A 22,971-nucleotide genomic window follows, 5' to 3' on the forward strand; every position below is an offset into this window, starting at 1 on the left:
GCGACGAGGACGACGGAGGCGAGGATCTTGGTGGAGCTGGCCTTGAGGGCGGTCTTCTTCATGGGGGGCTTCTCTCTGGTCCGGGTGGTGGCCGTGGTGGCCGTCGTGCTGATGACCAGAACTCTGCAGCCGCCAGATCAAGCCCCCCGGAGGCAAAGCCCCCAGGTTGGCTCAAGCAACCCTCAAGACCTCGAGGAGGCCCAGCGCGTGCGCGTCAGCTCGAGCACCGCGACGCCCTGCTCCCACCCGTCGACCGCGCGGTCGGGGTCGTCGGGACCCGGGGTCTCGGTGCGGACGTGGTGCAGCCCGGCCTTCTCCAGCACGCGCCGCGAGCCGTCGTTGGCGACCATCGTCGTGGCCCAGACCCGGTCGAGGCCCACGGTCCCGAACGCGTGGGCGACCAGCGCCCGCGCGCCCTCGGTCGCGTAGCCGCGTCCCCACGCCGTACGTCGCAGCCGGTAGCCGAGCTCGGCCGCGGTGGGGTCCTCGTCGTCGAGGCCCAGGCACCACCACCCCAGGAACTCGTCCCCGGCGTGGCCCACCCAGTAGCCCAGTCCGCGCGCGTCGGCCCCGGGGCGGGTGCGACGCGGCATCCAGGTGGTGACGACCTCCTCGCGCGTCAGGGCGCGCCCGAAGACGAACCGCAGCACGTCGGGGTCGGAGTCCAGCTCGACGAGCAGGTCGGTGTGCGCATGAGTGAGCGGCTCCAGGCGGAGCCGCTCGGTGACGAGGACGGGTCGGCTCAGCCGGCCCACTCCGACTTCCAGCCGTCGACCTGGTCGGCCGAGCGGGCGCTCGGGCCGGTGTAGATCGCGGACGGGCGGATCAGCCGGCCCGTGCGCTTCTGCTCGAGGATGTGCGCCGACCAGCCGCCGGTGCGCGCGCAGGTGAACATCGAGGTGAACATGTGCGGTGGCACCTCGGCGAAGTCGAGCACGATCGCTGCCCAGAACTCCACGTTGGTCTCGAGCACGCGGTCGGGGCGGCGCTCCTTGAGCTCGGCGAGCGCGGCCTTCTCGAGCGCCTCGGCGACCTCGTAGCGGGGCGCGTCGAGCTCCTTGGCGGTACGGCGCAGCACGCGGGCGCGCGGGTCCTCGGCGCGGTAGACGCGGTGGCCGAAGCCCATCAGCCGCTCGCCGCGGTCGAGCAGGCCCTTGACGTAGGCCGTGGCGTCGCCGGACTCCTCGACGTCGGAGATCATGCCCAGCACGCGGGAGGGGGCGCCGCCGTGGAGCGGGCCGCTCATCGCGCCGATCGCGCCGGAGAAGGCGGCGGCGACGTCGGCACCGGTCGAGGTGATGACGCGGGCGGTGAAGGTGGAGGCGTTCATGCCGTGCTCGGCGGCCGAGGACCAGTAGGCGTCGATCGCGTGCACGTGGGCCGGGTCGGCCTCGCCCTTCCAGCGGATCAGGAACTTCTCGGCGAGCGTGGCGCCCTCGTCGACCAGGCGCTGCGGGACGACGGGCTGCTGCAGCCCGCGCGCCGACTGGGCGGCGTACGAGAGCACCATGACGGCGACGCGGCTGAGGTCCTCGCGCGCCTGCTCGTCGGAGATGTCGTAGGTCTGGCCGAAGCCGAACGCCGGTGCCAGCATCGCGACGGCCGCCTGGACGTCGACGCGCACGTCGCCGGTGTGGACGGGGAGGTTGTACGGCTCGGCCGGGGGGAGGCCGGGGTTGTAGGAGCCGTCGATCAGCAGGCCCCACACGTTCTCGAACGGCACGCGACCGACGAGGTCCTCGATGTCGACGCCGCGGTAGCGGAGTGCGGAGCCCTCCTTGTCGGGCTCGGCGATCTCGCTCTCGAAGGCGACGACGCCCTCCAGCCCGTGGTGTACCTCGGTCATGACGTGCCCCTTCGTCCGGCGCCCGGGTGTGTGGGCGCGCCGCAGGCATTGTGCACCACGCCCTACCGTGGCTCGCATGGGAGACAACACGCACGACGACGGGGACATCGCGGCGCTGCGCCAGGAGTACGCCGCCGGCGGGCTCGCCGAGGACGACCTCGCCGCGGACCCGGTCGCGATGTTCGGCGGCTGGTTCGCCGACGTACGCGCCGCCAACCTGCACGAGCCCAACGCGATGGTGGTGTCGACGGTCTCGGCCGAGGGCCGACCGTCGTCGCGGATGGTCCTGCTCAAGGGCGTGGCCGACGACGGCTTCCGCTTCTTCACCAACACCGCCTCGCGCAAGGGCTCCGACCTCGCGGCCAACCCCGCCTGCTCGCTCCTCTTCCCGTGGCACCTGCTGGAGCGTCAGGTCCGCGTCGACGGCACCGCCTCGCTGCTGCCCCGCGCCGACGTGGAGGCCTATTTCGCCTCGCGCCCGCGCGGCTCGCAGCTGGGCGCCTGGGCCTCGCACCAGTCGTCGCCGGTCGCCGGGCGCGAGGAGCTCGACGCGGCGTACGCCGACGCCGAGCGCCGCTTCCCCGACGAGGTGCCGGTGCCGCCGGAGTGGGGCGGCTATCTCGTGCGACCCGAGCTCGTGGAGTTCTGGCAGGGACGTCGCGGCCGGCTCCACGACCGCCTGGTCTACCGGCGCGAGGGATCGGCCTGGGTGGCGGAGCGGCTGGCGCCGTAGGGCGTCGTGGCGCGTCCGAGACGGGCGCTTCTGGGCCTTTCCCTGACGTTCTGGGCCGTAGTTCTGGCCCAGAACGTCAGGTTTTTCAGCATCTGCTGAAAAACCTGCTGCGCAAACCGCTTGCCTGAGTGAGTGCTCACTCAGTTAGGGTCGACGGCATGCCACCCCGTGCCCGACCGCTCTCGCCCGAGGAGCGCCGCGACCAGCTGACCGACGTGACGCTGCGCCTGCTGCGCCTGCACGGGCGCGCCGTGACCACGCGTCAGATCGCCGAGGCCGCCAAGGTCGCCGAGGGCACGATCTTCCGGGTCTTCGAGTCCAAGGAGGAGCTCGTCGATGCCGCGCTGGCCCGCGCCTTCGAGCCCGGCGACCTCGTGGCGCGCATCGAGGGCATCGAGCGCGACCAGCCGCTGAGCGCCCGCCTCCTCCTGCTGGTGGCGCTGCTCCAGCAGCGCTTCCGGGCGACGTTCGACCTGATGCTCAGGGTCGAGCTGGTCGGCCCTCCGGGCCACCTCCACGACTCCGAGGAGGCCGAGGCGTGGCGGGCGCGGCTGACGCTGCTGCTCGCCGACGTCGTCGGTGACGACGCCGACCAGCTCGCCGTGCCGGTCGAGCACTTCCTGCACGTGCTGCGCCTGCTGACCTTCGCGGGCAGCCACCCCAAGATCGCCGACGGACGGCTGCTCACGCCCGAGCAGATCGTCGAGACCGTCCTCCTCGGGCTCCGGAAGAGGGACGAATGCTGCTCCGCCTGATGCGCACCTACCTGCGCCCCTACCGCACCTGGCTGACGATCATCGTCGCCCTGCAGCTCACGGCCACGGTCGCGATGCTCTACCTCCCCAGCCTCAACGCCGACATCATCGACGACGGCGTGGCCACCGGCGACACCGACTACATCGTCCGCACCGGCGCGATCATGCTCGGCGTCTCGCTGCTGCAGATCGCGTGCTCCGTCGTGGCCGTCTGGTTCTCGGCGCGCACGGCGATGTCGTTCGGCCGCGACCTGCGCGCGGACGTCTTCCACCGCGTGGGCTCGTTCTCCGGGCGCGAGCTCGCGCAGTTCGGCGCGCCCTCGCTGATCACCCGCAACACCAACGACGTCCAGCAGGTGCAGATGCTGACGCTGATGACCTGCACGATGGCCGTCTCGGTGCCGATCATGATGGTCGGCGGGATCCTGATGGCGATGCGCGAGGACCTCGGCCTGTCCTGGCTGCTCGCGGTGGTGGTCCCCGCGCTCTTCCTCTCCGTCGGGGTCGTCGTGTCGCAGATGGTGCCGAGCTTCCGGCTGGTCCAGGAGCGCATCGACGCCGTCAACCGGGTGCTGCGCGAGCAGATCACCGGCATCCGCGTCGTGCGCGCGTTCGTACGCGAGCCGCACGAGACCGCCCGCTTCGCCCGCGCCAACGACGACCTCACCGAGGTGTCGGTGCGCGCCGGTCGCTGGATGGCCACGATGTTCCCGCTGGTCATGCTCGTCGTGAACGTCTCCAGCGTCGCGGTGATCTGGTTCGGCGGCCATCGCGTCGACCAGGGCCAGATGGAGGTGGGCGCCCTCACGGCGTTCCTCAGCTACCTGATGCAGATCCTGATGTCGGTGATGATGGGGACGTTCATGCTGATGATGGTGCCCCGCTCGTCGGTGTGCGCCGACCGGATCAGCGAGGTGCTCGACACCCAGTCCTCGGTCGTCCCTCCGGCGTCGCCCGTGCGGGAGGTCGTCGGCCGCGGCCGGCTCGAGCTCCGGGACGTCGGCTTCACCTACCCCGGCGCCGAGCAGCCGGTGCTGAGCGGCGTCAGCTTCGAGGCCCACGCCGGCCAGACGGTCGCCGTGATCGGCTCCACCGGCGCCGGCAAGTCGACGCTCGTCAACCTGGTGCCGCGGCTCTTCGACGCCACCGCGGGCCAGGTGCGCATCGACGGGGTCGGCGTCCGCGACCTCGACCCCGACGTGCTGTGGTCCTCGATCGGGCTGGTCCCGCAGCGGGCCTTCCTCTTCACCGGCACCGTCGCCACCAACCTGCGCCACGGCAAGCCCGACGCGACCGACGAGGAGCTCTGGCGGGCCCTGGAGATCGCGCAGGCGCGCGACTTCGTCGAGGCGATGCCCGAGGGCCTCGACGCCCCGATCGTCCAGGGCGGCACCAACGTCTCCGGTGGGCAGCGCCAGCGCCTGGCCATCGCCCGCGCGCTGGTACGCCGGCCCGAGATCTACCTGTTCGACGACGCGTTCTCGGCCCTCGACCTCGCGACCGACGCGCGACTGCGCGCCGCGCTGAAGCCCGAGACCCGCGACGCGACCGTCATCCTCGTCGCGCAGCGGGTGGCCTCGATCCGCGACGCCGACCTGATCCTGGTGCTCGAGGACGGCCGCGTCGTCGGCCGCGGCACCCACGACGAGCTGCTCGCCGGCAACGCGACGTACCAGGAGATCGTCGCGTCCCAGCTGAGCGCGGAGGAGGCGGCATGACCGACACCAAGCCCACCGGCACGATGAAGGAGACCGAGCGCATCGAGGCGCCGGTCGGCGGCCCGGGCCGCGGGCCCATGGGCGGCGGCATGGTCGGGCAGAAGGCCATGACGTTCGGGCCGTCGGCCCGGCGGCTGGTCGGGCTGCTGACACCCCAGCGCCACAAGGCGATCGCGGTCGTCGCGCTCGCCGTCGTGAGCGTGGGGCTGATGGCGCTCGGTCCGCGGCTGCTCGGGCACGCGACCGACCTGATCTTCGACGGCTACCTCGCCGAGACCCCGATCGACTTCGACGGCGTCCGCGACGTCCTGCTCGGCGTCCTGGCCATCTACGCCGGGGCGTCGCTGCTCGGCTGGCTCCAGGGCTACCTGCTCAACGACGTCGTGCAGAGCACGGTCAGGGTCATGCGCTCCGACGTCGAGGACAAGGTCAACGCGCTGCCCCTGCAGTACTTCGACCGCCAGCCGCGCGGCGAGCTGCTCAGCCGGGTCACCAACGACATCGACAACGTCAGCCAGACCCTCCAGCAGACGATGAGCCAGCTGCTCACCTCGCTGCTCACGGTCCTGGCCGTGCTGTCGATGATGTTCTGGATCTCACCGACCCTGGCGCTGATCGCGCTGGTGTCGGTGCCGGTCTCGATGTACCTCACCGCCAAGATCATGAAGCGCTCGCAGGGCCAGTTCATCGCCCAGTGGCGGCGGACGGGGCGGCTGAACGCGCACATCGAGGAGACCTTCTCCGGCCACGCGCTGGTGACGGTCTTCGGCCGTCGGCCCGAGGTCGAGCGCACCTTCGCCGTCGAGAACGACGAGCTCTACGAGGCGTCGTTCAAGGCGCAGTTCGTGAGCGGGCTGATCATGCCGCTGATGATGTTCGTGGGGAACCTCAACTACGTCGTCATCGCCGTGGTCGGCGGCCTGCGCGTGGCCAACGGCTCGCTGTCGCTGGGGGAGGTGCAGGCGTTCATCCAGTACACCCGGCAGTTCACGCAGCCGCTCACCACCGTGGCCTCGATGATGAACCTGCTGCAGTCGGGCGTCGCCTCGGCCGAGCGGGTCTTCGAGCTGCTCGACGCCGAGGAGCAGACCCCCGACGCGATCCCGGCCTTCGGCGACCGTCAGGGCCTGCGCGCCGGCCGCGGCGAGGTGGCCTTCCGGGACGTCGCGTTCTCCTACGACCCCGCCGAGCCGCTCATCTCCGGGCTGTCCCTGGTGGCACGGCCCGGCCAGACGGTGGCGATCGTGGGACCGACCGGCGCCGGCAAGACCACCCTGGTCAACCTGGTGATGCGCTTCTACGAGCTCGACGCCGGCCGGATCACGCTCGACGGCGTCGACATCACCGCGATGCCCCGCGCGGTGCTGCGCGGCGGCATCGGGATGGTCCTGCAGGACACCTGGCTCTTCGAGGGCACGATCCGCGACAACATCGCCTACGGCCGTCCGGGGGCCAGCGAGGAGGAGATCCTCGAGGCGGCGCGGGCGACGTTCGTGGACCGGTTCGTGCACTCGCTGCCCGACGGCTACGACACGAGGGTCGACGAGGACGGCGGCAACCTGTCGGCCGGCGAGCGGCAGCTGGTGACCATCGCCCGCGCGTTCCTGGCCGACCCGGCGCTGCTGATCCTCGACGAGGCCACCAGCTCGGTCGACACCCGCACCGAGCTGCTGCTCCAGCAGGCCATGGCCGCGCTGCGCAGCGACCGGACGTCGTTCGTCATCGCGCACCGGCTCTCGACGATCCGCGACGCCGACCTGATCCTGGTCATGGAGGCCGGCCGGATCGTCGAGCAGGGCACCCACGACGAGCTGCTCGCGGCGGGCGGCGCCTACAGCCGGCTCTACCAGTCGCAGTTCGCCGCGGCCCTGGCGTGACGGTCGGTCCGCAAAGCCGGTGGAAAAGCCCTTGTCCGGCCCGCGACGGCGACCTACGGTTGTCGTACACGGGAAAGGAGGTGGTCCGAAGAATGAGTTCTTCAAGGACGCGTGAGGTGGCTGCCCGCTAGCAGCCCAGCACCATGCCGGGTGGAAGCGCCCGGCAGGCTGCTGACGAATTCCTAGCAGCTACCCGACCCGCAGGCGATCCGGGCTTCACGTCCCCCGGAGCGGTCTTCATTCGAAGGCCACGCCTGCGGGTCGCTGCTATTTCCGGGTCCGGACGTCCGAGTGTTTCCGGACACAGGGGATACCCGGGAGGGCGTCATCGGAATATAGTTGCCGGAGTCAACCTTCTAGTCGGTATGAATCGAGCACCCGTGTCCCAGGACGTGACTCCGCCCTCCACCCCGGCCTCCGCCCCGCCGTCGGCGGAGGAGACCCACCAGATGACCCACCGCGAGATCCTGGAGGCCCTCAGCGGCCTGCTGCTCGCGATGTTCGTCGGCATGCTCTCCAGCACCGTCGTCACCAACGCCCTCCCGGCGATGGTCACCGACCTCGAGGGCAGCCAGACCGGCTACACGTGGGTCGTCGTGGCGACGCTGCTGACGATGACGGCCACCACCCCGCTGTGGGGCAAGCTCGCCGACCTGTTCAGCAAGAAGCTGCTCGTCCAGAGCGCCCTGCTCATCTACTCCGTCGGGTCGCTGATCGCGGCGTTCGCGCCCAACATGGGAGTCCTGATCGGCGCCCGTGCCGTCCAGGGTCTCGGCGTCGGCGGCCTCACGGCGCTGGTCCAGGTCGTCATCGCCACCATGGTGAGCCCGCGCGAGCGCGGCCGCTACTCCGGCTACATCGGCGCCGTCTTCGCCCTCGCGACCGTGAGCGGCCCCCTCATCGGCGGCGTGATCGTGGACAGCCCGCTCGGCTGGCGCGGCTGCTTCTTCGTCGGGCTGCCGGTCGCCGCGCTGGCCTTCGTCGTGCTGCAGCGCACCCTGCACCTGCCCGTCGTACGGCGTGAGGTGCACGTGGACTACCTCGGCGCCACGCTCATCATGGGCGGCGTCAGCATCCTGCTGGTGTGGGTGTCGCTGGCCGGCCAGGACTTCGCCTGGGCCTCCACCACCACCGCGCTCATGCTCGCCGCGGGCATCGCGGTGATCGCGCTGGCGATCTACGTCGAGGCGCGCGTCGCCGTCGACCCGATCATCCCGCTGCGCCTCTTCCGCGACCGCACCACGGCGCTGGCGACGGCCGCGTCCGTCATGGTCGGTGTCGCGATGTTCGGCGCGACGGTCTACCTCAGCCAGTACTTCCAGCTCGCCCGCGGCATGGCCCCCACGGAGGCCGGCCTGATGTCCATCGCGATGGTCGGCGGCCTGCTGGTGTCCTCGATCGTCACCGGCCGGATCATCAGCGACACCGGCCTGTGGAAGCGCTGGCTCGTCGGCGGCATGGTGCTCGTCATCGTCGGCCTCTTCCTGCTCGGCACGATCGACGAGAAGACCAACCTCGTCGTCGTAGGCGCGTTCATGGCGCTGGTCGGGCTGGGCCTGGGCGCCACCATGCAGAACCTCGTCCTCTCGGTCCAGAACAACACCCGCATCGAGGACATGGGCGCCGCCAGCTCGGTCGTCGCGTTCTTCCGCTCGATGGGTGGCTCGATCGGGGTCTCCGCCCTGGGTGCGGTGCTGGCCACGCAGGTCGCCAACAGCGTCCGCGACGGCCTTCGGGAGCAAGGGGTCACGCCCGACGCCCACGCCAGCCACTCGATCCCCGACCTGGACTCGCTGTCGTTGCCGATGCGTGCGCTCTACGAGGCGTCCTTCGGCGACGCGGTGGGCCACCTGTTCCTGGTGTCCGCACCGTTCGCCGTGGTCGCGCTGATCTGCGTACTCTTCATCAAGGAGGTGCCGCTGCGCACCTCCAACTACCAGCCCACCGAGGCCGAGGAGCCGGTCGTGCGATGACCCGAGCCGAGTCCCTGCGCCACCTCGAGCAGGAGGTGGGCGTGATGATCCGACGCGTACGCCGCGTGGTGGGCGTCCGGGCGCAGCTGGTGCACGAGGACCTGCAGCCGGCGTCGTACCTGATGCTCGGCTACGTCGCCGAGCACGGCCCGCTGCGCGCCTCGTCGATGGTGGAGATCTTCGCCACCGACAAGGGCGCGATCAGCCGGCAGGTGCAGCACCTCGTCGACCTCGGGCTCGTGGCGCGGGTCCCGGACCCCGACGACCGGCGGGCCTCGCTGGTCTCGGCGACCGACGAGGCCGTCAGCCGTCTCGAGGAGGTCGCCCGCCACCGCCGCAAGTGGCTCGGGGAGCAGCTGGGCGACTGGACCGACGCCCGGCTCGACGAGTTCGCCTCCGAGCTGGCCGCCTACAACGAGGCGCTCAGCCGGTCCTGACCCAGACCGCGGTGTCGGGCGGCAGTCCGCCGTCGGCCGGCCCCGTGGCCAGCAGCGGCTCGCCCGCGGGCAGCGCTGCCGCCACCGAGCCGCAGTTGACGGCGAGGGTGACGTCGCCGCGACGCACGGTGAGCACGTCGTCGTGCACGCTCACCGACACCTCGTCGCCGGCGCCGCCCAGCCACTCGCGCCGCAGGGCCAGCGCGCGGCGGTAGAACGCCAGCGTCGAGCCGTCGTCGGACTGCTGGGCCTCGACGCTCAGGGCCGCCCAGCCCTCGGGCTGCGGGATCCACGGCTGCGCGGCCCCCGGCCCGAAGCCGTACGGCGCACGCTCGCCCGCCCAGGGGATCGGCACCCGGCAGCTGTCGCGGCCGGGCTCGCCGGTGCGGAACCACGACGGGTCCTGCCGGTGCTCCGGGGCCACGTCGACGTCCTCGAGCCCGAGCTCCTCGCCCTGGTAGAGGTAGGCCGAGCCGGGCAGGGTCAGCGACAGCAGGGTCGCCGCCCGGGCCCGCGCCCGGCCGACCGCGCCGCCGCCGTAGCGCGTGGCGTGGCGCTGGACGTCGTGGTTGCTCAGCACCCAGGTGGGCGTCCCGCCGACCGCCGCCAGGGCGGGCAGCGTGCGCTCGATGACGTCGGCGTAGGCCGTGGCCGACCACGGCGCCATCACCCAGTCGAAGTTGAACGCCTGGTGCAGCTCGTCGGGGCGCACGTAGGCGGCGTTCGACTCGACCGTCCTGGTCCAGGCCTCGGCGACGGCCATGCGGTCGCCGTCGTACTCCGCCAGGATCGCGTGCCACTGCCGGTAGACGTCGTGGACCTCGGGCTGGTCCCACATGGGCGCGTCCTCGGCGAGGCCCCCGACGTCGAAGGTGTCGGAGGAGACCTCCTGGCCGGTCTGGTCGCGCAGGTCCTCCTCCTTGAGGAGCCCGTGGGCGACGTCGACGCGGAAGCCGTCGACCTCCCGGTCGAGCCAGAAGCGCAGCACGTCGGCGAACATCGCCGGCACCTCGGGGTTGCGCCAGTCGAGGTCGGGCTGGGTGGAGTCGAAGAGGTGGAGGTACCACTGGTCGGTGTCGCCGACCCGGGTCCACGCGGGCCCGCCGAAGACGGAGCGCCAGTTGTTGGGCGGCTCGCTCGCGTCGGCGCCGCGGCCGGTGCGGAAGAGGTAGCGCGCACGCTCGGGGCTGCCGGGCTCCGCCGCCAGCGCGGCCCGGAACCACGCGTGGTCCGAGGAGGTGTGGTTGGGCACCAGGTCGACGATCACCCGCAGCCCGAGCTCGTGGGCGCGGGCGACCAGCGCGTCCGCGTCCGCGAGGGTGCCGAAGAGCGGGTCGACGTCGACGTAGTCGGCGACGTCGTAGCCGTGGTCGTGCTGCGGCGAGCGGTAGAACGGCGTGATCCACACGGCGTCGACACCGAGGTCGCGCAGGTAGGGCAGCCGGGACGTGATGCCCGGGAGGTCGCCCACGCCGTCGCCGTCGGAGTCGGCGAAGCTGCGGACGTAGACCTGGTAGACGACGGCCTGGCGCCACCACTCGCTCATGCGAACGCCGCCGGGTCGATGGTGATCCACACGTGCTCCGCGGCCGCCACGACGCGGCCGTCCGCGTCGTAGAGCGTGGAGGCGGTGTAGGTCTTGCGGCCCTCCTGGCCGCGGGCGGCTCCGATCACCACGTGCTCCTCTCCGATCACCGGTAGTGCGTCGATCCTGGCCGTCATCGTGCCGAGCACCATCGGGCGCTCGCCCATGTCGCCGGCCCAGGCGCCGACGCAGTCGAGCGCCGCCCACGTCACCGGCAGCGACGCGTGACGCACCTCGTCGCGGTAGTCGTGCCAGTCCTCGGCGAGGCTCGGGTGGGGCGTCCACGTCGCGGCGGCGCGTGCGGCCTCGTCGGCCGCGCCGACCGCGCCGGGGAAGATCCGCAGCCCGTCACCCTCCTCGCGCTCGGTGCCGCAGGCGAAGCAGGTCGGGAAGGGGTGGGCCCGGAGACCGGGGTAGGCGGCCTCCGCGGCGCGGGCCACGTCGGCGCCGACCGGCGCCACGGGGGAGGGGTCGCGGTCGGCGAGGCGGGCCTGCGCGACCGCCCTGCCGTCGTGGGACGCGACGTGGGCGCCGTCCTCGTCGGTGACCGGCAGCTCGGTGTCGAGCGGCGGCGGCTGGCGCAGCGTGATCGTCACGGCGGGCCAGGACCGGCCGTGGTCGTCGGGGTGCGGCAGCGTCGCCGCGAGGGCGCCGGCGGACCAGCCGCCGTTGCCCGAGGACGGCGGTCCGCAGAAGCGGCTCGGCACGATCACCGGACCGAGGGGGGCGGGGCTGGTCATCGGATCTCCTCCCAGCGGTCGAGCGCCTCGCGGCGCTCCTCGGCGTGGTCGACGACGGGGTGGGGGTAGCCGACCCGGTCGCGGTCGTCGGCGCTCGGCTCGTGCGGGTCGGCGACGTCCGCGAGCTCGGGCACCCAGCGCCGTACGTAGTCGCCACGCGGGTCGAACTTGCGGCCCTGGCTCGTGGGGTTGAAGACCCGGAAGTACGGCGCCGCGTCGGTGCCGCTGCCGGCGACCCACTGCCAGCCGTGGTTGTTGGAGGCGAGGTCGCCGTCGACGAGCCAGTGCAGGAAGTGGCGCGCGCCGTGCTGCCACTCGACGTGCAGGTCCTTGACCAGGAAGCTCGCCACGATCATCCGGACCCGGTTGTGCACCCAGCCCATGCCGCGCAGCTGGCGCATGCCGGCATCGACGATCGGGAAGCCGGTGCGTCCCTCCTGCCAGGCCTCCAGGTGCTCGGCGGGGTCGTCGTAGCGCATCCGGCCGTAGTCGGGCTTGAGGTAGTCGCGGGCGGTCTCCGGCTTGGCGAAGAGCACGTCGGCGTAGAACTCCCGCCAGGCCAGCTCCTTGCGGTACGTCGCCGCGCCGGCGCCCCGCAGCGTCGCGAGGTCCGCGAGCAGCGTGCGGGGGTGGATCTCGCCGTACTTGAGGTGCACCGAGAGCCGGGAGGTCCCGTCGACGGCCGGCTTGTCGCGGTCGTCGCCGTAGTCGGCGATCACGTCCAGGAAGTCGGCCCAGCGGCGGTGGGCGGCGGCCTCGCCGGCCTCGGGCAGCTCGAGCCCGGCCGGCAGCCGGGTCTCCGGGACCTCGGTGGTGTCGTCGAGGCTCGCCCAGGTGACGCCCTTCGGCGCGTCGACCGGCGCCCGCCAGCCGTGGTCGGCCCAGGCCTTGGAGAACGGCGTGTAGACCTTGTAGTGCTCGCCGCTGCCGTTGGTCACCCGGCCGGGCGCCACGGCGTACGGCGAGCCGGTGCGGACCAGCTCGACGCCGGCGTCGGCGAGGGCGCGCTCCACCTCGAGGTCGCGGGCGTGGCCGTAGGGGCCGTAGTCGGCCGCCACGTGGACCCGGTCGGCGCCGACATCGCGGGCGGCCTGCACCACACGGCGCACGGGGTCGCCGCGGACCACCGCGACCGGCACGTCGGCGCCCAGCGAGCGCAGCGAGGCGCCGAGGTAGGCCCGCCGCGACGGTCCGGCGGGACCCCAGAGGCGCGGATCGAGGACGAACAGCGGGAGCACCTCGCCCTCCGCGGCCGCCTCGAGGAGGGCAGGGTTGTCACGGGTGCGGAGGTCCCGGCGGAACCACATGACGGCAGGCATCGCCTCCACCCTGCCAGGGGCACACACACATGCGTAAGAATGGGGAGGTGAGCGACCTGATCGACACCACCGAGATGTACCTCCGCACGATCTACGAGCTCGTGGAGGAGGGCATCGTCCCGCTGCGCGCCCGCATCGCGGAGCGGCTCCACCAGAGCGGCCCCACGGTCTCGCAGACCGTGGCGCGCATGGAGCGCGACGGCCTGCTCACCGTCGAGGGCGACCGCCACCTCCAGCTCACCGACGTCGGCACCCAGCTCGCGACCCGGGTGATGCGCAAGCACCGGCTCGCGGAGCGGCTGCTGACCGACGTGATCGGCCTCGACTGGGAGCTCGTGCACGAGGAGGCGTGCCGCTGGGAGCACGTGATGTCCGAGACCGTCGAGCGTCGGCTCCTCGAGCTGCTCGACCACCCCACCGAGTCGCCGTACGGCAACCCCATCCCCGGGCTCGACGAGCTCGGCGAGGTCACGGTGGGCGAGGACTTCATGGAGGGCGTCGAGTCCCTCTCGAAGGCCGCCGGCGTCGACGAGGGCCGCGTCCTCGTGCGCCGCATCTCCGAGGAGATGCAGAAGGACGAGTCGCTGATGAGCGCCATGCGCCGCGTCGGCGCCCTCCCCGACAAGACCGTCACCGTCGTCGCCACCCCCGAGGGCGTCCTCGTGGGCTCGGGCGGCGAGACCGCCGAGATCGTCCCCGAGGCCGCCGACCACATCTTCGTGCGCAAGCTCGTGGAGTGACTGTGGAGCGACGTCGTCGCTCCATTGGAGTACTCGCTGCGCTCGTACTCCCGGTCACGTCGGCGAGCGGGTGAGCGTCAGCCCGCAAGGGCGGCGAGGAACTCCGAGCAGCCGAGCTCGAGCTTGTGGGTCGCGTGCTCGTCGCCGCGGGTGGCGCCGCGGTTGACGATGACCACCGGGACGCCGAGCTTGCTCGCCCGGCGCACGAACCGCAGGCCGCTCATCACGGTCAGGCTGGAGCCGGCGACCAGCAGCGCGCCGCCGGTCGCGGCGAGCGCCTCGACCGCGGCGTAGCAACGCTCCACGCGCGGCGCCGGGACGTTCTCCCCGAAGAACACCACGTCGGGCTTGAGCACCCCGCCGCAGTCCTCGCAGGCGGGAACCACGAAGTCGGCGGTGTCGTCGAGCTCGACGTCGCCGTCGGGCCGCGCCTCCGCCCCCGCGTGGCGTGCGGTGAACCCGGGGTTGAGCCCGGTCATCCGGTCGTGCAGCGCCACCCTCGACGACGTGGCACGACAGGCCAGGCACACCACGTCGGCGATGCGGCCGTGCAGCGCGACCAGCCGCCTCGTCCCGGCGGCCTCGTGCAGGCCGTCGACGTTCTGGGTGATGAGCAGCTCGGGGTCCAGCGCGGCGAGCGCGCGGTGGCCGTCGTTGGGGGAGGCGTGGCGCATGCGGCCCCAGCCGAGGTGGCTGCGCGCCCAGTAGCGCTGCTGCGCCTCGGCCCCGCGGACGAACTCCTGGTAGGTCATGGGCGCGCGCACCGGCGCGCCCGGGCCGCGGTAGTCGGGGATGCCGGAGTCGGTGGAGAGGCCGGCGCCGGTGAGGACGACGAGAGGACGCCCGTCGAGCAGCGCGCAGGCGTCGTCGTACGACGCGTGGACCGGGGCGGTCGTCACGGAGCAGCCCTCATCGGGCGTAGCGCAGCTCGGCCCGCGCCTTGGCCTTGGCGGCCTCGACCTCGCGGTCCTTGGGCGGCGCGGTCGTCACCAGGTCGTCGAGCAGGTGCTGGGTGAGGTGCGCGATCTCGCGGACGGCCTGGTCGAAGACCGCCTGGTTGGCCTGCGACGGCTTGGTGGTCCCGCTGACCTTGCGCACGTACTGCAGCGCGGCGGCGGTCACCTCGTCACGCGTGGCCGGCGGCTCGAAGTTGTTGAGCGGGCGGATATTGCGGCACATGCGCCGAGTTTACGTCGCGCCCGGCCGCACGGGCGGCGCTCAGAGCGGGAACATCTCGACGTCCTCGCCGGTGACGAGCGCGACGCGGTCGCCGGGCAGCGGGACCAGGCGTACGGCGGACACGTCGCGGCCGTGCTCGACCTCCACCAGCCGCTCGGCGATCCGGCCGCGGTCGAAGGTGAGCACGGAGACGTAGCCGGTGTCGCCCCGCTGGATCACCGTCAGCGCCACCCGCTCGCGCGGCAGCCAGGTGAACTGGCGCGGGTCCTGCCCGGCCAGCGCGGTGGTCCCGACGGCGTAGGCGTGCACGTCGGTGCGCCTCGGCGCCTCGAGGTCGCTGATCTCGAACGCCGACACCTGCGCCCCCCAACGACCACCGGCGCCCGGGCCCTGGCCCATCCCCACCAGCCGGTGCGGGCCGAGGGGGTGGAGGTAGTCGGAGAAGCCCGGGATCTTCAGCTCGCCACCGAGCCGCGGCGCCGTCTGGTCGCTCAGGTCGATCGCGTAGAGCGGGTCCACCTGGCGGAAGGTCACCACGAACGCCAGCTCGTCGAACCACCGGACCGACTGGATCGTCTCGTCGTCCCCGACGTGGTCGAGACGCCCGACCTCGACGAGCTCGTCGTCCTGCGCCTCGAGCGTCACGATCGAGCTGAAGTCGCCGGTCTCCTGGGTCGGGCCGACGGCGAGCCGCAGCACGCCGTCGTGCTCGTCGACCGACCACCGGTCGGCGAGCGCGCCCTCGACCTCACCGGACCCGACGTAGGACGCGCCGGCCCCGTCCAGGGCGAAGTCGAACACGTGGGTGACGCCGGTGCTGCCGGTGGTCCGGGTGCGGGAGACGGTGTCCCAGCAGCAGCCCCACGGATCGGCCTGCGTGGCGAGGTAGAGGTGGTCGGCGGACTCGTAGGCCACGGGGGCCGACGCAGCCAGCCCGAGCGTGCTGAGCTCGGTCGGCGAGGCGGCGGAGAAGCCGACGACGGCCGTCGTGTCCAGCGCCAGCTCGGCCCTCGGGATGGCCACGTCGCCGCACGCGACGAGCTGCTCCCGCCCCGCCGCCGTGGTCACCTGCGGCACCCAGTCGACGAGCGTCGTCTCGCGCACGACGGCACGGTTGGCACGCAGCGCGGCCCGGTTGCGCTCGCGCCAGGTGCCGCCGCGACGGCGGGGCTGCACGAAGTCCAGGCTCGGCAGACCCGCCGACAGCACCAGACGGACGTCGCCCCCGTGCTGGCGGGCGCTGAGCAGTGCGCTGTCGTAGTCGACGGTCTCGACCACGGTCGGCGAGACCGGGTCGGCGACGTCGACCGTGACCACGCGGGTCCCGGGCGAGGCCAGGCGGCCGATGGTCCCGACGGCGACGACGGTGTCGCCGGCGAGCAGGATCTCGGCGTCGCGCAGGTCCCCGAGGTCCAGGGAGCCGAGCTCGGCCACCGCGTCGCCGCTGACGTCGTACGTCGAGAGCTCGGCGTCGCGCACGCGCACCAGGAGCTCGCCGTCGGTCTTCACGTGGTCGGGCTCGTCGACCCCGGCCTCCTGCACGTTGGTGCCGGTGTCGCTGCTGACGGACCCGTAGGCCTCCGCCTCGGAGCTGGTGGGGCCCGCGACGGCGTCGAGATCGCGGGTCATCCTGGCGTTCTGCTCGTAGGAGCCGTAGGTGTCCCACCCGTGGGGCCCGACCAGCTCGAGTGCCCGCTCGACGTAGTGGTCGAGCAGGGCGTCGCACGACGCCGCCGCCTGGAGGTCCCCGTGGAACGCCGCCGGCGCGATCGGGGGCGGCTGCGCGGGGAGCGGGCCGGCGCCCGGGCCGGCTCCGTCGTCCGTGGGCTGGCCGACCATCACCCCGACCACGAACGCGGCGGCCACGGAGCCGACGACCGCGGCCCGCACCAGCGGCCGCACGACCCGTCGGCGGCGCTCCGGCGGACGCCCGGCCGCACCGCGTCGCACGATGGCGGCGACCGGCGCCGGTCCCACCGGGATCTCGTCCCACAGTCGTTCGAGGTCGCTCATGGCGTCCCCCTCCCCTTGAGTCCGTCAGTGAGTGCGCCGAAGTCGGCGAGGTGGTGGTCGGCGGCGAGGTGCCGCAGCGCCCGCGAGAGCCGGCTCTTGACCGTGCCCGCGGGCACGCCGAGGGCCTGTGCGGTCTCCCGCTCGCTCAGCTGCGCGAAGTAGCGCAGCACGACCACGTCGCGGTTGACCGCGCTGAGCCCGGCCAGGGCGCGGTGCACGGCGTCCGCGGTGTCGACGTCGGCCATCGCGTCCCCCCGCCCGGTCGCCCGTGCCTCCGGCAGCTCGTCGGTCGGCCGCTCGCCCCACCAGCGCCGACGCCTGCTGTCGCGCAGGGAGTTGACCAGCACCCGGTAGACGTAGGCGTCCCGGTCGTCGGCCGCCCGCACCCTCGCCCAGGCCGTGTAGCAGCGCGCGAGCGCCGTCTGCGCCAGGTCCTCGGCCTCCGGCAGCCGGCAGCCGAGGAAGACCGCCGACCGCACGAGGGAGGGCCAGGCCTCCTCGGCGTACGCGGCGAACTCGGTGTCGTGGTCCATGCGGCGGGCTCGGTCCTCGGTGTCGGCGGGACGACCGGGGCGGTCCGGTCGTCAGGGGGTACGACGAGGTGGGCGGTGGACCCGGTTCCATCCCTCGCGCGGCCAGTGCCACGATGGCCCCATGGTCGCCCCTGGAGAGTCCCGCGAGCTCGATGTCGTCGTCTTCGGCGCGACCGGCTTCACCGGCGGCCTCACCGCCGAGTACCTCGCCCGCCACGCCCCCGAGGGCCTGCGCTGGGCGCTGGCCGGTCGCAGTCCCGACAGGCTGGAGGCCGTACGCCGCCGGCTGGTCGCGATCGACCCCGCACTGGAGTCGCTCGAGCTGATCCCCGCCGACGTCACCGACGCCGCCTCGCTGGCGGCCGTGGCGTCGCGCGCCCGGGTCGTCATCACGACGGTCGGGCCCTACCTCCACCACGGCGAACCGCTCGTGGCCGCCTGCGCCGAGGCCGGCACCGACTACGTCGACCTCACCGGGGAGCCGGAGTTCGTCGACCGCATGTACACCGCCCACCACGCGACCGCCGTGCGCACCGGCGCCCGCCTGGTCCACGCCTGCGGCTTCGACTCGATCCCGCACGACCTCGGCGCCTACTTCACGGTCCGCCAGCTCGCGGCGTCCGGCCCGGTCACGATCCGCGGCGTCGTCCGCGCCAGCGGGATGTTCTCCGGCGGCACCTTCCACTCCGCGATCAACGCGATGTCGCGCCCGAAGCAGTCGAAGGAGGCGTCCTCCGCGCGCCGACGGACCGAGCCGAAGCCGGCCGACGGGCGCTCCTCGCGCGCGGTCGCCGGCAAGCCCCACCGCGACCGGCAGCTGGGCTTCTGGCTGCTGCCGATGCCGACCATCGACCCGCTCGTCGTGGCCCGCTCCGGTGCCGCGCTGCCGGAGTACGGACCGACGTTCCGCTACTCCCACTACGCCGGCACCAAGACCCTCCACTACGCCGCCGGCGGTGCCGCGGGGGTCACGGCGATGGCGCTGGCCGCCCAGGTCAGGCCGCTGCGCCAGCTCCTGCTGGGCCGGGTCAAGCAAGGCGAGGGCCCCGACGAGGCCAAGCGCGAGCGGTCGTGGTTCACCGTCGACTTCATCGGCGAGGGCGACGGGCGCACGGTCCACACCCGCGTCTCCGGCGGCGACCCCGGCTACGGCGAGACGGCGAAGATGCTCGCGGAGTCGGCGCTCTGCCTGGTCCTCGACGACAACCCGTCGACCGCCGGCCAGGTCACGACGGCGCAGGCGATGGGGGAGCACCTGCTGTCCCGGTTACAGGCTGCGGGCATCCGCTTCGAGGCCGTCGCCTGAACGCACGGCGACCGCCGTGTGGCGGTCGTCTTGTGCGCGCGGACGGATCGCCCCGGGCCTCCTTGTCACCGCGGACGAACACGACCGGGGTCATGCCTCCCTAGCGTGACCTGCATGACACTGGAGCGCGTCGAGACCTGGATCGCCGAGAACCTCCCGACCCTGATCGAGAAGTACGACGTGCCCGGCGCGGCCGTGGCCGTGCTGGCCGAGGGCAGGGTCGTCGACCACGCCGCGGGCGTGCTCAGCCGGACCACCGGCGTCGAGGCCACCGTCGACTCGGTCTTCCAGATCGGCTCGGTCACCAAGGTGTGGACCGCGACCCTGGTGATGCAGCTGGTCGACGAGGGCCTCCTCGACCTGCAGGTGCCGATCCGCACCTACCTGCCGGAGTTCAGGATCGCCGACGAGTCGGCCGCGGTGAAGATCACCACCCACCAGCTGCTCAAGCACACCGCCGGCTTCGAGGGCGACATCTTCACCGACACCGGCGTCGGCGACGACTGCGTCGAGAAGTACCTCGAGGTCCTCCACGACGTCCCGCAGCTGTTCGCGCCCGACGAGCTGTTCTCCTACAACAACGCCGGCTACTGCGTGCTCGGCCGGCTCGTCGAGGTGCTGCGCGGAAAGTCCTACGACGCCTGCCTGCGCGACCACATCATCACGCCGCTGGGGCTCACCCACACGGCGACCAACGTCTACGAGGCGATCCTGCACCGCGCCGCGGTGGGACACATCCAGCCCGAGCCCGGCGCCGCCTACCAGGCCGCTCCGATCTGGGCGCTCGCCCGCTCCAACAGCCCGGCCGGCTCGATGCTGGCGATGCGCCCGCGCGACCTGGTCGCCTTCGCGAAGATGCACCTCGACGGCGGGCTGGCGCCCGACGGCACGAAGGTCCTGGAGCCCGGCACCGTCGCCGCCATGCAGGAGCCGCAGGTCGCGCTGCCCTACCTCGGCCTGATGGGCACCCACTGGGGCCTGGGCTGGGAGCTCTTCGACACCCCCGACGGGGTGCTCGTCGGCCACGACGGCAACACCATCGGCCAGGCGGCGTTCCTCCGCGTCGTGCCCGAGAAGGGCGTGGCGATCGCGCTGCTCACCAACGGCGGCGACGCGTTCCCGCTCTACCGCGACATCTACTCCCACCTGCTCTCCGAGCTGGCCGACGTCACCATGCCGACGCTGCCGGTGCCGCCGACCGAGCCCGAGGAGCTGGTCGACGCGAGCCGCTACGTCGGCACCTACTCCGCCCAGGTGTTCGACATCGACATCACCCAGGACGACGAGCAGCGGATCTGGATGGACGTCAAGCCCAGCGGGATCGCCGAGGAGATCGGGGAGGTGCCCGAGCGCAAGCAGCTCGTCCGCTACTCCGACGAGAGCCTGATCCCGATCGAGGCCGACCGCGGGATGTTCATGCCGCACGCCTTCCTCGGCGACGACGGTGAGGGCCACGCGCTCTACCTCCACGTCGGCCGCGCGGTCCGCCGCGCCGGCGCCTGACCGCCGTACGACCAGCACAGCCCCCCACAGCACCGCACGCACACCGCACGTCTCGCACCACCACCACCGCTCCACGACCAGAGGACCCGCCCATGAAGCTGACCGCCACCGCTCTCGGCCTGTGCGTCACATCCGCCCTCCTCGCCGGCTGCGGCGGGGGAGACGGCTCCGGACCCGGCGGCGGTGGGGGTGACGTCGTGGACGGCGGCACCTTCACGATGTCGCTGTCGCAGGACCCCGGCAACCTGGACCCGCAGATGAGCGCCGGCAGCGCGCTCTTCACGGTCACCCAGTTCGCCTACGACTCGCTGCTCAGCGTCAACCCCGACGACGGCGAGATCCAGTCGGCGCTGGCCAAGGAGTGGTCGGCCGAGGGCACCACCGTCAGCCTCACCCTCGCCGACGGCGTCACCTGCGCGGACGGCACCGAGATGACGCCGAGCCTGGTGGCCGACAACCTGAACTTCGTCGCCGACCCCAAGAACCAGAGCCCGTTCCTCGGCACCTTCCTCCCCGCCGAGGCGAAGGCCACCGGCGACGACGCCGCCGGCACCGTGACCATCGAGCTCGCCGCCCCGGCGCCGTTCGTGCTCAACGGCCTCGCCAGCCTGCCGATGGTGTGCCCCAGCGGTCTCGAGGACCGCAAGTCCCTCGCCCAGGGCACCAGCGGCACCGGCCCCTACGAGCTCACCGAGGCCGCCCCCGGCGAGAGCTACACCTACACGATCCGCGACGGCTACACGTGGGGCCCCGACGGCGCCACCACGGACACCGAGGGCCTGCCCGACGAGGTCGTCATCAAGATCACCGAGAACGAGACCACCGCGGCCAACCTGCTGCTCTCCGGCGAGATCAACGCCGCCCAGGTCCTCGGCCCGGACGCCAAGCGGCTCCAGGGCGCCAAGCTCTTCGAGGCCACGACCAGCGGCATCATCGGCGAGCAGTGGTACAACCAGGCCGAGGGGCGCGTGACCAGCGACCCGGCGGTCCGGATGGCGCTGACCCAGGCCGTCGACCTCGACGAGCTGCAGAAGGTGCTCACCTCCGGCACCGGCGGACCCGCCACCACGCTCGCCGTCAGCGAGCCGACGTCGTGCCCCGGTGACTCCGCCTCGGGCTCGCTGCCCGCCCACGACCCGGACGCCGCCGCCGACCTGCTCGAGCAGGCCGGCTGGACCGAGGGCGACGACGGGATCCGCACCAAGGACGGCAAGCCCCTGGAGCTGGTCTTCATCTACCAGAACAACACCGGCGCCGGCGGCGCCGCGGCCTCCGAGCTCGCCGTGCAGCAGTGGAAGGAGCTCGGCGCCAAGGTGACGGCCACCGCGCAGAACGAGACCACGCTCACCGGGACCATCTTCGGAGCCGGCGACTGGGACATCTCCTGGGTCTCGCTGAACGTCAACGCCCCCGACCAGCTGGTGCCGTTCCTGTCCGGCCCGGCCGCGCCCGACGGCACCAACTTCGCCGCCATCAAGAACGACGAGTACGACGCCGCCGTCAAGGACGTCATGTCCGTGCCCGGTGTCGAGGGCTGCGACGCCTGGCTCGAGGCGGAGTCCACGCTCATCGCCAACGCCGACATCGTCCCGTTCGCCAACAGCTCGGTGACGACGTTCGGCAACGGCGCGGAGTTCCAGACGCCCGGCAACCTGGTGCCCACCAGCATCCGGATGATGGCGAAGTAGGTAGTCGACCAGATGACGACGACGGCGAGCTCGGTCGCCTCGAGCGCACCCGCGGTGGGACCGGTCTCGGGGGTCCTGTCCCACCGCTGGGTGCGGTTCGCGGTACGGCGTCTCGGGCGGTTGCTCGTGTCGCTCGCGGTGCTGCTCACGGCGTCGTTCCTGATGATCCACCTGATCCCGGGCGACCCGGTGCGCGGCGCCCTCGGGCCCACGGCGCCGGCCGCCCTGGTGGAGGCGCGACGCGAGTCGCTGGGGCTCAACGATCCCCTGTGGCTGCAGTACTGGCACTACCTGCAGGGGGTCTTCACCGGTGACTTCGGCACCTCGCTGACCTCACAGCTGCCGGTGTCCGACATCATCTCGCAGCGGCTTCCGGCCACCCTGACGCTGGCGATCATCGCGTTCGCGGTCGCCGTCGTCGTGGCCGTCCCGCTCGGGGTCCTCATGGGCGTCGTCACCCGCCGCGGCCGGGGCCGTCGCAGCGAGCTCGCCTTCACCACGACCAGCGTGGTCCTCGGCACCATCCCGGACTTCCTGATCGGCGTGGGCCTCGTCTACGTCTTCGGCGTCAACCTCGGCTGGCTGCCGGTCGCGGGCAACGCGACCCCGGACGCCTACGTGCTGCCGGTCATCGCGCTGGCCGTCGGCCCGGCCGTGATCCTGGCCCGGATCATCCGGGTGGAGATGGTGGCGGTGCTCGAGGCCGACTTCGTCCGCACGGCCCGCGCCAAGCGGCTGCCGTCGCGCACCATCTACCTCGGCCACGCCCTGCCCAACGCGCTCACCGCCGCCCTGACGATCTGCGGGCTCCTGCTCGGGTCGCTGGTCGCCGGCACCGTGCTGGTGGAGAACGTCTTCGCCTGGCCCGGTCTGGGCCGCACCATCGCGCAGTCGATCCTCAGCAAGGACTACCCCGTCGTCCAGGCGATCGTGCTGGTCTACGGCATCGGCGTCCTGCTGGCCAACACCGTGGTCGACATCGTGCTCGCCCTGCTCGACCCGCGCTCGATGATTGCGGAGGACTGA

20 protein-coding genes are annotated in these 22,971 nt (G+C 72.5%); 11 read left to right on the forward strand and 9 right to left on the reverse strand.

Annotated elements, in window-relative coordinates; all coding sequences use genetic code 11:
• Positions 1-182: 182 nt before the first annotated feature.
• Positions 183-755 (reverse strand): GNAT family N-acetyltransferase, encoded by a 573-nt coding sequence (locus tag IRQ30_RS17890; protein WP_193614330.1) that lies wholly within the window; start codon positions 753-755, stop codon positions 183-185.
• The gene (locus IRQ30_RS17895; RefSeq protein WP_193614331.1) at positions 743-1,846 is read right to left on the reverse strand and encodes a citrate synthase 2; all 1,104 of its coding nucleotides are present in this window, start codon (positions 1,844-1,846) and stop codon (positions 743-745) included. The genes IRQ30_RS17890 and IRQ30_RS17895 overlap by 13 nt, the downstream gene beginning before the upstream one ends.
• Before the next feature lie 76 nt (positions 1,847-1,922).
• Between IRQ30_RS17895 and pdxH the strand changes: the two genes are divergently transcribed.
• From pdxH to IRQ30_RS17925, 6 genes are all read left to right on the forward strand, one after another.
• Positions 1,923-2,579, forward strand: coding sequence for a pyridoxamine 5'-phosphate oxidase (gene pdxH, locus IRQ30_RS17900; protein ID WP_193614332.1), 657 nt, complete (start codon positions 1,923-1,925; stop codon positions 2,577-2,579).
• 158 nt (positions 2,580-2,737) lie between these two features.
• Entirely contained in the window at positions 2,738-3,334 is a 597-nt protein-coding gene (locus IRQ30_RS17905; protein ID WP_193614333.1) for a TetR/AcrR family transcriptional regulator, read from the forward strand.
• Positions 3,319-5,052, forward strand: coding sequence for an ABC transporter ATP-binding protein (locus IRQ30_RS17910; RefSeq protein WP_193614334.1), 1,734 nt, complete (start codon positions 3,319-3,321; stop codon positions 5,050-5,052). The genes IRQ30_RS17905 and IRQ30_RS17910 overlap by 16 nt, the downstream gene beginning before the upstream one ends.
• A complete protein-coding gene (locus IRQ30_RS17915; RefSeq protein ID WP_193614335.1) occupies positions 5,049-6,929 on the forward strand; it encodes an ABC transporter ATP-binding protein in 1,881 nt (626 codons plus the stop codon). Before IRQ30_RS17910 ends, IRQ30_RS17915 begins: the two co-directional genes overlap by 4 nt.
• 380 nt (positions 6,930-7,309) lie before the next feature.
• Positions 7,310-8,902, forward strand: coding sequence for an MDR family MFS transporter (locus tag IRQ30_RS17920; RefSeq protein WP_338089776.1), 1,593 nt, complete (start codon positions 7,310-7,312; stop codon positions 8,900-8,902).
• Positions 8,899-9,339, forward strand: a complete 441-nt coding sequence (locus IRQ30_RS17925) for a MarR family winged helix-turn-helix transcriptional regulator (protein ID WP_193614336.1) — start codon at positions 8,899-8,901, stop codon at positions 9,337-9,339. The genes IRQ30_RS17920 and IRQ30_RS17925 overlap by 4 nt, the downstream gene beginning before the upstream one ends.
• Here IRQ30_RS17925 and IRQ30_RS17930 read toward each other — a convergent pair.
• The 3 genes from IRQ30_RS17930 to IRQ30_RS17940 are packed head-to-tail and all read right to left on the reverse strand — an operon-like array spanning position 9,326 to position 12,983.
• On the reverse strand, positions 9,326-10,885 hold the full coding sequence (locus tag IRQ30_RS17930; protein WP_193614337.1) for a glycoside hydrolase family 13 protein: 1,560 nt from the start codon (positions 10,883-10,885) through the stop codon (positions 9,326-9,328). The genes IRQ30_RS17925 and IRQ30_RS17930 overlap by 14 nt on opposite strands.
• Positions 10,882-11,664: a hypothetical protein gene (locus IRQ30_RS17935; protein ID WP_193614338.1), complete on the reverse strand. Its 783-nt coding sequence runs from the start codon at positions 11,662-11,664 to the stop codon at positions 10,882-10,884. Before IRQ30_RS17935 ends, IRQ30_RS17930 begins: the two co-directional genes overlap by 4 nt.
• On the reverse strand, positions 11,661-12,983 hold the full coding sequence (locus IRQ30_RS17940) for a cryptochrome/photolyase family protein (protein WP_193614339.1): 1,323 nt from the start codon (positions 12,981-12,983) through the stop codon (positions 11,661-11,663). Before IRQ30_RS17940 ends, IRQ30_RS17935 begins: the two co-directional genes overlap by 4 nt.
• A gap of 47 nt (positions 12,984-13,030) precedes the next feature.
• Here IRQ30_RS17940 and IRQ30_RS17945 point away from each other — a divergent pair, with 47 nt between their 5' ends.
• Positions 13,031-13,723: an iron-dependent transcriptional repressor DtxR gene (locus tag IRQ30_RS17945; protein ID WP_193608751.1), complete on the forward strand. Its 693-nt coding sequence runs from the start codon at positions 13,031-13,033 to the stop codon at positions 13,721-13,723.
• A 77-nt stretch (positions 13,724-13,800) separates the two neighbouring features.
• Here the strand turns inward: IRQ30_RS17945 and IRQ30_RS17950 are convergent, their stop codons facing one another.
• From IRQ30_RS17950 to IRQ30_RS17965, 4 genes are read right to left on the reverse strand one after another with little or no spacing between them, the layout of a single operon-like run.
• Complete coding sequence (locus IRQ30_RS17950; protein ID WP_193614340.1) at positions 13,801-14,622, reverse strand: Sir2 family NAD-dependent protein deacetylase; 822 nt, start codon at positions 14,620-14,622, stop codon at positions 13,801-13,803.
• Positions 14,623-14,632: 10 nt separating this feature from the next.
• Complete coding sequence (locus tag IRQ30_RS17955; protein WP_193608749.1) at positions 14,633-14,902, reverse strand: DUF2277 domain-containing protein; 270 nt, start codon at positions 14,900-14,902, stop codon at positions 14,633-14,635.
• Between the two features lie 39 nt (positions 14,903-14,941).
• Positions 14,942-16,915, reverse strand: a complete 1,974-nt coding sequence (locus IRQ30_RS17960) for a beta-propeller domain-containing protein (protein WP_193614341.1) — start codon at positions 16,913-16,915, stop codon at positions 14,942-14,944.
• Positions 16,912-17,448 carry a SigE family RNA polymerase sigma factor gene (locus tag IRQ30_RS17965; RefSeq protein WP_193614342.1) on the reverse strand — a complete coding sequence of 179 codons (537 nt, stop codon included), beginning with the start codon at positions 17,446-17,448 and terminating at the stop codon, positions 16,912-16,914. Before IRQ30_RS17965 ends, IRQ30_RS17960 begins: the two co-directional genes overlap by 4 nt.
• 121 nt (positions 17,449-17,569) lie before the next feature.
• Here IRQ30_RS17965 and IRQ30_RS17970 point away from each other — a divergent pair, with 121 nt between their 5' ends.
• The 4 genes from IRQ30_RS17970 (at position 17,570) to IRQ30_RS17985 (ending at position 22,971) form a co-directional block, all read left to right on the forward strand.
• Positions 17,570-18,754, forward strand: a complete 1,185-nt coding sequence (locus IRQ30_RS17970; RefSeq protein ID WP_193614343.1) for a saccharopine dehydrogenase family protein — start codon at positions 17,570-17,572, stop codon at positions 18,752-18,754.
• Between the two features lie 114 nt (positions 18,755-18,868).
• On the forward strand, positions 18,869-20,257 hold the full coding sequence (locus IRQ30_RS17975; protein ID WP_193614344.1) for a serine hydrolase domain-containing protein: 1,389 nt from the start codon (positions 18,869-18,871) through the stop codon (positions 20,255-20,257).
• A 92-nt stretch (positions 20,258-20,349) separates the two neighbouring features.
• Positions 20,350-21,945: an ABC transporter substrate-binding protein gene (locus tag IRQ30_RS17980; RefSeq protein ID WP_193614345.1), complete on the forward strand. Its 1,596-nt coding sequence runs from the start codon at positions 20,350-20,352 to the stop codon at positions 21,943-21,945.
• 12 nt (positions 21,946-21,957) lie between these two features.
• Positions 21,958-22,971 carry an ABC transporter permease gene (locus IRQ30_RS17985; protein ID WP_193614346.1) on the forward strand — a complete coding sequence of 338 codons (1,014 nt, stop codon included), beginning with the start codon at positions 21,958-21,960 and terminating at the stop codon, positions 22,969-22,971.

This window comes from Nocardioides lijunqiniae (assembly GCF_015024225.1).
Lineage (GTDB): Bacteria > Actinomycetota > Actinomycetes > Propionibacteriales > Nocardioidaceae > Nocardioides > Nocardioides lijunqiniae.